We start from the raw sequence: 6,996 nt of genomic DNA, 5'->3' as shown, positions 1-6,996 counted from the left end.
GCTGGAGCCCACCCCCCAGGTGGAGCGGGAGCCCCAACCGCTGGCAGAGCTCGATCATGGTCTCGAAGACGTTCTTCGCCGGCGAGCGCGCCAGGTGCGCATCCGCCGTGCCCCCCAGGTAGTAGTGCAGCAGGCCGTCACTGCGGACGACGACCGACGCGGACGCCACCTGGCCGTCGGGCGCGCGCGTCGTCGCGAGCCAGGTCACGGGCGAAGCGAACAGCTCCTCGAAGTACGCGTCGGTGAAGAAGTACCGCGGGCTGGCGCCGTCGCGGAGCATGGTCTGCCGGTACACGGCCTGGAACCCCTCCTTCTCCTCGCATGGGGCCTCGGAGGCCGCACGCACCGTGCTCACGAAGCCCAGCCGCGCGTTGCGCCGCATGTGCCGGCGGTGCGTCTCCCGCAGCTCAAGGGGCCGGCGCGGGTCGACGAAGAACACCTCGTTGCGCGCCGTCGCGTCCGCGAAGCAGCGGGGCCCCTCCACCCGGTCGCGCACGAAGATGCTGACCAGCTCCGTGGCCCTCCAGTCCACGGCGTGCTTCGGCACGTCGCACAGACCGTCCACCGCGCCGCCTGGAAACCCATACGGAGAGATCGCGTCGCGGTAGGGCGTCCCCTCGATGGGCCGCACGATGAGTGGCACGCGCAGCATGCCCCCGGTATCATCCTGGATGCGGAGTGTATGGGTTACCTGTTCAGCCCGCAGGTGATGCGCGGAGCGGAAGTACTCCCCTGACAACGCCGAAGCTCCCGCATCGGGAACCAGCACGGCGGTCGCTTGGACCCTCCTCATCTCTTCCTCCCCCGTCCTGCGCGGAAAACAGAACACACCGGCTCAGGCACTCAGGCCCCTGAGGACTTGCAATGAAGACAAACGGGCAAGCCGCTTCAATCTTTGTCTAATCACAAAGGAATTCGGAGGGTCCCTCAGGTCTTTCAGCGGCTCGCGAACGCACTCCGGCGTTCCCTCAGCCAGGGTAGCTGACCGGGCCTTCCGCCGGTCCTGCCCTCCGGGATCCCCCTGATGTTCGAATCTCGTCGTCGCAACACGCGTGGTTTCGCCCTGACGTCCATGATGTCGCTCGCCCTGCTGGTAGGGAGTGCCTGTGGACCCAACCCGGAGACCCCCGCTCCTGGTGAAACAGCCACGGACACCCGTGAAGAAGCCTCGCCTGGCAGCCCTGAAGCCCTCAACCCCGGAACGGACGCGCTTGCTCCCCCTTCCGAGGAGACGGCCTCGCCTGCTCCCTCTTCGGAGGAGGCCGGAGCCCCCTCGCTGGGGGCCACCACCCAGGCCGTCACCGGCCTGCGCACCGTCGCGGGTTGGGAGACGTTGTTCCTGAACCGCTGGAACTCGGAGCACACCTCCAGCTTCCTGCCCAAGAGCAACTCGCTCGACAGCTGGCAGTTCTACGACCTGGCCTACGGCATCGACGGCAACACCGCGATGTATCGCGCCACGGGCAAGACGCAGTACCTGGACCGGGCCCTGCTCTACGTCAACAACATGGTCGGCCACGCGAAGTCGTCCGCGGCGCTGCCCAAGAGCCAGTTCAAGGATGGCTACCTGGGTTGGGCGTCGGCGCGCTCGGACACGCTGGGCCAGGAAGTGCCCCTGTTCGAGAGCTACTGCTGGCGGTACGTGACGCGCATGCTGCGTGTCATCAAGGAGACGCCCGCACTGTACGGCAACGCCACCTACCGCGCGCAGTACGACAAGCTGCTGGCGTTCACCGAAAAGAACATGTTCGAGAAGTGGAACAAGCGTGGCGCGAACAGCTACCTCTACCGCGTCAACACGCACATGGCGTCGCATTGGGCATACATCGCGTTGGACCTGTCGCGCATGACGACGGACGCGACCAAGAAGGCGACCTACCTCACGGTCGTCAACAACATCAACCGCGACATGCCCAACAACTCCTCGTCGCTGCGCGGTCAGCTGATGACCAGCATGGTGAACCCGGCCGCGTACTTCTGGGCGGCCGAGTGGGGCTCCAAGTCGCGCCCCGGCCAGGACGTGGCCCACGGCAACGGCGTGATGGCCTACCTCACCGAGGCCCACGACGCGGGCATGGAGTGGACGGACGCGGACATGCGCAAGTTCGTCGTGACGCTCAACAACGTCATCTGGCCCTCGGCCGGCCGCTACGCCAACTACGTGGACGGCACGGGCACCGGCACGGGCTGGTTCAATGACGGCCTGATGAAGCTGGGCCGCTACGACATCGCGCTCCAGCGCCGCCTGGAGACGCACTCGGTGGGCCAGAACACCCAGTTCTACGGCAACGCCGCGCTGAACGTGAAGCTGCTGGACGGCGGCTCCGCGCTGTAGTTCCGCGGATCCGCGGTTCCTAATGCGAACAAACACCCCCTCCTCCCGCCCGAGTGCGCGGGAGGAGGGCGTGTGCGAACGCTTCGGGCAATGCCGGGGTCTGGACCCGGCCCGACCCGGAGCCCCCGCATGTCCTCCCGCATCTACCTGTCCTCGCCCCACATGGGCGCGCTCGAGCGCGGCTATGTCGAAGACGCCTTCGCGAGCAACTGGATTGCCCCCCTGGGCCCGCATGTGGACGCGTTCCAGGAGGAGTTCGCCCGGTGCGTGGGCACGCCCCACGCGCTCGCGCTGAGCTCCGGGACGGCCGCGCTCCACCTGGCCCTGCAACTGGTGGGCGTGGGGCCCGGCGACGAAGTCCTGGTGAGCACGCTCACGTTCTCCGCGTCGGTCAATCCCATCCGGTACCTGGGCGCGTCGCCCGTCTTCATCGACAGCGAGCGCACGTCCTGGAACATGGACCCCGCGCTGCTGGAGGAGGAGCTCGCGATGCGCGCCCGCACGGGCCGGCTGCCGCGCGCCGTCATCGTGGTCCACCTCTACGGCCAGAGCGCGGACCTGGATCCAATTATCGCCGCGTGTGACCGCTACGGCGTGCCCGTGGTGGAGGACGCGGCCGAGGCCCTGGGCAGCACGTACAAGGGGAAGGCCCCGGGCACGTTCGGCCGCGTGGGCATCTACTCCTTCAACGGCAACAAGATCCTCACCACCTCCGGTGGCGGGATGCTGGTGTCCCCGGACGGGGAGCTGGTCCAGCACGCCCTCAAGCTGGCCACCCAGGCGCGCGACCTCGCGCCGCACTACCAGCACTCGGAGATTGGCTACAACTACCGGCTCAGCAACGTGCTGGCCGCCATCGGGCGGGGACAGCTGCACGTGCTGGAGGACCGGGTGGCCGCGCGGCGCGCGAACCACGCCTTCTACGCGAACGCCTTCGAGGACCTGCCGGGCCTCGCGTTCATGCCCGAGGCCTCGTGGGGCCGTCACACGCGCTGGCTGACGACCGTGACCATCGACCCGGAGGCGTTCGGCGCGGACCGGGAGGCGGTGCGCACCGCGCTGGAGCGGGAGAACATCGAGGCGCGGCCGGTGTGGAAGCCCATGCACCTGCAGCCCGTCTTCGCCTCCTTCGAGCGGCGGCGGGGCAGCGTGGCCGAGTCCCTGTTCGAGCACGGCCTGTGCCTGCCCTCCGGCTCCAACCTCACCCACCACGACCTGACGCGAGTGGTGGAGGTGGTGCGGCGCGTGCACCGGCACCAGGCCCGTCGTACGGGGAGCTGACCGGGCTGGCCGCGGCTTCCCGGCGCGGGACGACGGGGGCCGCCGGCACGGGCGCGGGCCGTGCCGGCGCATCGCTGCCGAGGAACTTGTTCATCGTCGCCTCGCTCACGAAGGAGATGCCCTGCCGCTGCACCACGCGCAGCAGCGTCAGGGCGAGCACCTTCGCGTCCAGCGCCGGGCTCCAGTGATCCACGTACCAGACGTCCAACCGGAAGCGCTCGTCCCAGCTCAGCGCGTTGCGGCCGTTGACCTGCGCCCAGCCGGTGATGCCCGGCAGCACGTCATGGCGCCGCGCCTGTTCGGGGGAGTAGCGCGGCAGGTACTCGACGAGCAGCGGGCGGGGACCCACGAGGCTCATGTCGCCCCGGAGCACGTTCCACAGCTGCGGCAGCTCGTCCAGGCTGGTGGAGCGCAAGAGGCGCCCGGCCCAGGTGAGGCGCTGCTCGTCCGGCAGCGCGTTGCCGTCCGCGTCCGTCGCCTCGAGCATCGTGCGGAACTTGAAGACGGTGAACAGCCTTCCTCCCAGGCCCGGTCGCACCTGGCGGAAGAGGACGGGGCTGCCCAGGGTCGCGCGCACGAACAGCCCGGTGAGGGCCAGCAGCGGGGACAGGCACAAGAGCCCCGCCCCTGCTGCCAACCGGTCGAAGCATCGTTTGAGGAACAGCCCGGCGCCTGACTGTCGTTGCATGATGGAGGGCTCCCAATGCATGGCGTCAGGAACGGTGCCGCGCTCCGATGACGCCACACGCTCGAAGCCTGGCCAGACTAGAAGTCACCCAGGCACTCCACCACGGCCCCCGGGCCTCAGCCCGCTGTTGGCTCCCGAGCATCCACGGCGGATGTGGCCGGATCCGCGGGCGCGGGGTCTGTCTGCTGGCGCCCCATCCGCCGCCACGCGCGCACGGTGAGCAGGAGGCTGCCCGTCAGCTCCGCCATCCACCCGAGCCCCAGCGCCCACGCGGCCCCGATGGGCCCCACCGTCGGCACCCACCAGAGACTGGCCAACATCACCACGCCCACGGAGACGACGAGCAGCACCACCTGTCCGCCCAGCTCGCGCGCCGCGGTGAGCCCCACCTGGAGGCTCACGCAGATGTACTCCAGCGCCGCGGCCCCCATCAGCCAGACGAACAATTCCAGATTTTGCGCGTACGCGGCCCCGTAGAAGAGCGTCAGCGCCCAGCGCCCCAGGAGCGCCGCGCAGGCAATGGCACACACGCCCAGCAAGGCCGCGCCCCCCGCGAAGGCCGCGAGCGTCCGGCTGAAGCGCTGGCGTACTCCGGCCGCGTGGTAGCGCCCGAGCCGGGGGCTCACGGCCATCCCCATCGCGTGCACCACCCGGCCTCCCAGCGCGGTGAAGTACGCGAGCGCGGCGTACATGCCCAGCTCGGCCTGGCCGGAGTGCGCCTCCAGCAGGTAGCGGGGGATGTTGGGCCGCAGCGACCCCAGGAGCGCGGTGATGCCCAGCACGTAGCCCAGCGCCAGGAGCGACTTGAGGGGGCCGCCCCGCTCGCGCCACGGCGTGCGCCACAGGGGGCGCCAGGGGTGCGTGCCGGGGAACTCGCGCCGCAACGCCTGCGCGTCGAAGAGGAAGAGCACCACGGCCCAGGACAGCGCCAGCGCGGCCGCTCCGGCGACGGGGCTGTGGGTGGACGCGAGCGCGAGCGTCACGCCCACCACCGACAGCACGCTCTTGGCGAGGATGGAGCGGGCGATGAGCGCCATCCGCTCCGCCTTCTGCAGGGCGCCGTAGAAGACCTCGCTCACGGCCTCGAAGCCCTTGGCCACCGCCACCAGCACGATGACGGCGCGCGCGCGCGGAGTGTCCGCCACGAACCCCGCGATGGCGCAGCACACCGCCACGGCGGCGAGCACGTTGAGCACCATCAGGCCCAGATAATGCTCGAAGCCATGCTCGCTCCGGGCGTCGGTGGCCTGGAGCGTGCGCAGCTGCATGCGCGCCAGCAGCAGCACCGGCGCGGTGATGGCCAGGGCGAGCGCGAACTCCCCCAGCTCCTCCATGGTGCCCAGCCGGGCGAAGACCACCAGCACGCCCCACTGCGCGAGCGCGTACCCGAGCCCGGAGGAGAGCGTCCACGCGAAGTTGCTCCCCACCGAGCGCGGCGTCACGACCGCGCCGCCGCGCGCTGCAACACCTCCGCGAGCCGCTTCGCCGCGGTGTCCGCGGAGTAGCGCTCACGGCCCAGGCGCGCCGCCAGCACCCCGGCCTCCGCCAGCCACTTCGGGTCGCGCAGCTTCTGCGCCAGCAGCGCCGCCGCGGCGGGGATGTCCTTGGGCGGCAGGCGCAGGCCGAACGGCTCCCGGTCCAACATCTCCGCCTGCCAGCCGCCGTAGTTGAGCGCGAGCGGCCGACCCGCGGCGAGCGCGTCGAAGAACTTGTTGGCGGAGTTGTCCTGCATGCCCTCCACGTTGGTGAAGAGGGACGTGGCCATCGTGGCCGCGCTGAGCACCGCGGGCACCTGCGCCTTGGGCACGCTGGGCAGGAAGAAGAGGTTGCGGTCCTTCACGCCCAGCTTCTCCGCGAGCGCGTGCAGCGATGCCTCCTCGCGGCCCTTGCCCATGATGACGAAGCGCACCTCCGGGTCCCGCTTCAGCATGTCCGCGGCCACCCGCACCAGGTAGTCCACGCCGTTCACCAGGCCCAGCGTGCCCGCGTACAGCACCATGGGGCGGTCCTGGAGCCACGCGTACTTCTGCCGGAACGCCTCGCCCGCGGAAGCCGGCACCTGGAAGCGCTCCGGGTCGCAGAGGTTGGGGATGACGGTGATCTTCTCCGGCGACACGCCCGCCGCCTCCACGCCGGCCTTCATGCCCGGCGACAGCGCGATGATGTGCTCCGCCCCCGCGTACGCGGCCTTCTCCAACAGCTGCGCGGCCAGGATGGCGGGGCGGCTCTTGAGCGCGCCCACGGCGATGGGGATGGCGGGCCACAGGTCGCGCACCTCGAACACCATGGGCCGGCTGTTCCAGCGCGAGGCGAAGATGCCCGGCACCGCGATGGTGAGGGGCGTGCTCGTGGCGAAGAAGACGTCCCCGGACAGCTGCGCCGCGCGGCGCGTGGAGTTGACCGCGAAGTGGCTGAAGGCCCGGATGCGGTCCGGGTAGCTCATGGTGTTGTTGTAGGGCACCGGCAGCCAGTGCACCTGGATGCCGGCCTCGTTCGTCTCACGCCAGCCGCGGGCCTTGTTCACGGGCTGGGAGTCGGAGGTCACCATGTGGACCTCGTGCCCCATGCCGACCAGCCGGCGCGCAAGCTCATAGGAGCGGGTGCCGCCGTGCATGGTGGGCGTGTTGAAGTACTGGTGCAGGTAGACGATCTTCATCTCAGGTGGCTCCGGTGAACGCGGGTTGGGGAAGGG

General features: G+C 70.0%; 6 protein-coding genes. 2 read left to right on the top strand and 4 right to left on the bottom strand.

All coding sequences use genetic code 11. The features are described 5' to 3' along the window. Window positions 1–652: GNAT family N-acetyltransferase (locus D7V97_RS37425; protein ID WP_233583473.1), on the bottom strand; the 652-nt coding region annotated here is incomplete at its 3' end. Window positions 653–1,024: 372 nt separating this feature from the next. Here D7V97_RS37425 and D7V97_RS37420 point away from each other — a divergent pair. Together D7V97_RS37420 and D7V97_RS37415 are read left to right on the top strand one after the other, a co-directional pair. Next, window positions 1,025–2,335: a hypothetical protein gene (locus D7V97_RS37420; RefSeq protein ID WP_120615391.1), complete on the top strand. Its 1,311-nt coding sequence runs from the start codon at window positions 1,025–1,027 to the stop codon at window positions 2,333–2,335. Window positions 2,336–2,464: 129 nt separating this feature from the next. Then, window positions 2,465–3,616 carry an aminotransferase class I/II-fold pyridoxal phosphate-dependent enzyme gene (locus tag D7V97_RS37415; protein WP_120615390.1) on the top strand — a complete coding sequence of 384 codons (1,152 nt, stop codon included), beginning with the start codon at window positions 2,465–2,467 and terminating at the stop codon, window positions 3,614–3,616. On the opposite strand, the gene D7V97_RS37410 is transcribed toward D7V97_RS37415, so the two are convergent. The 3 genes from D7V97_RS37410 to D7V97_RS37400 all read right to left on the bottom strand — a co-directional run. Next, complete coding sequence (locus tag D7V97_RS37410; protein ID WP_120615392.1) at window positions 3,537–4,304, bottom strand: sugar transferase; 768 nt, start codon at window positions 4,302–4,304, stop codon at window positions 3,537–3,539. The two genes, D7V97_RS37415 and D7V97_RS37410, sit on opposite strands and share 80 nt — an antisense overlap. A 116-nt stretch (window positions 4,305–4,420) precedes the next feature. Continuing rightward, on the bottom strand, window positions 4,421–5,746 hold the full coding sequence (locus tag D7V97_RS37405; protein WP_120615389.1) for a lipopolysaccharide biosynthesis protein: 1,326 nt from the start codon (window positions 5,744–5,746) through the stop codon (window positions 4,421–4,423). Beyond that, a partial coding sequence (locus tag D7V97_RS37400) for a glycosyltransferase family 4 protein (protein WP_233583472.1) occupies window positions 5,743–6,996 on the bottom strand: 1,254 nt, incomplete at its 5' end. The genes D7V97_RS37400 and D7V97_RS37405, both read right to left, overlap by 4 nt.

It is taken from the genome of Corallococcus sp. CA053C (assembly GCF_003611675.1).
In the GTDB taxonomy this organism is placed as follows: domain Bacteria; phylum Myxococcota; class Myxococcia; order Myxococcales; family Myxococcaceae; genus Corallococcus.
The sequence above is the reverse complement of the archived record's forward strand: the minus strand, read 5'-3'. Positions and strand labels throughout refer to the sequence as shown.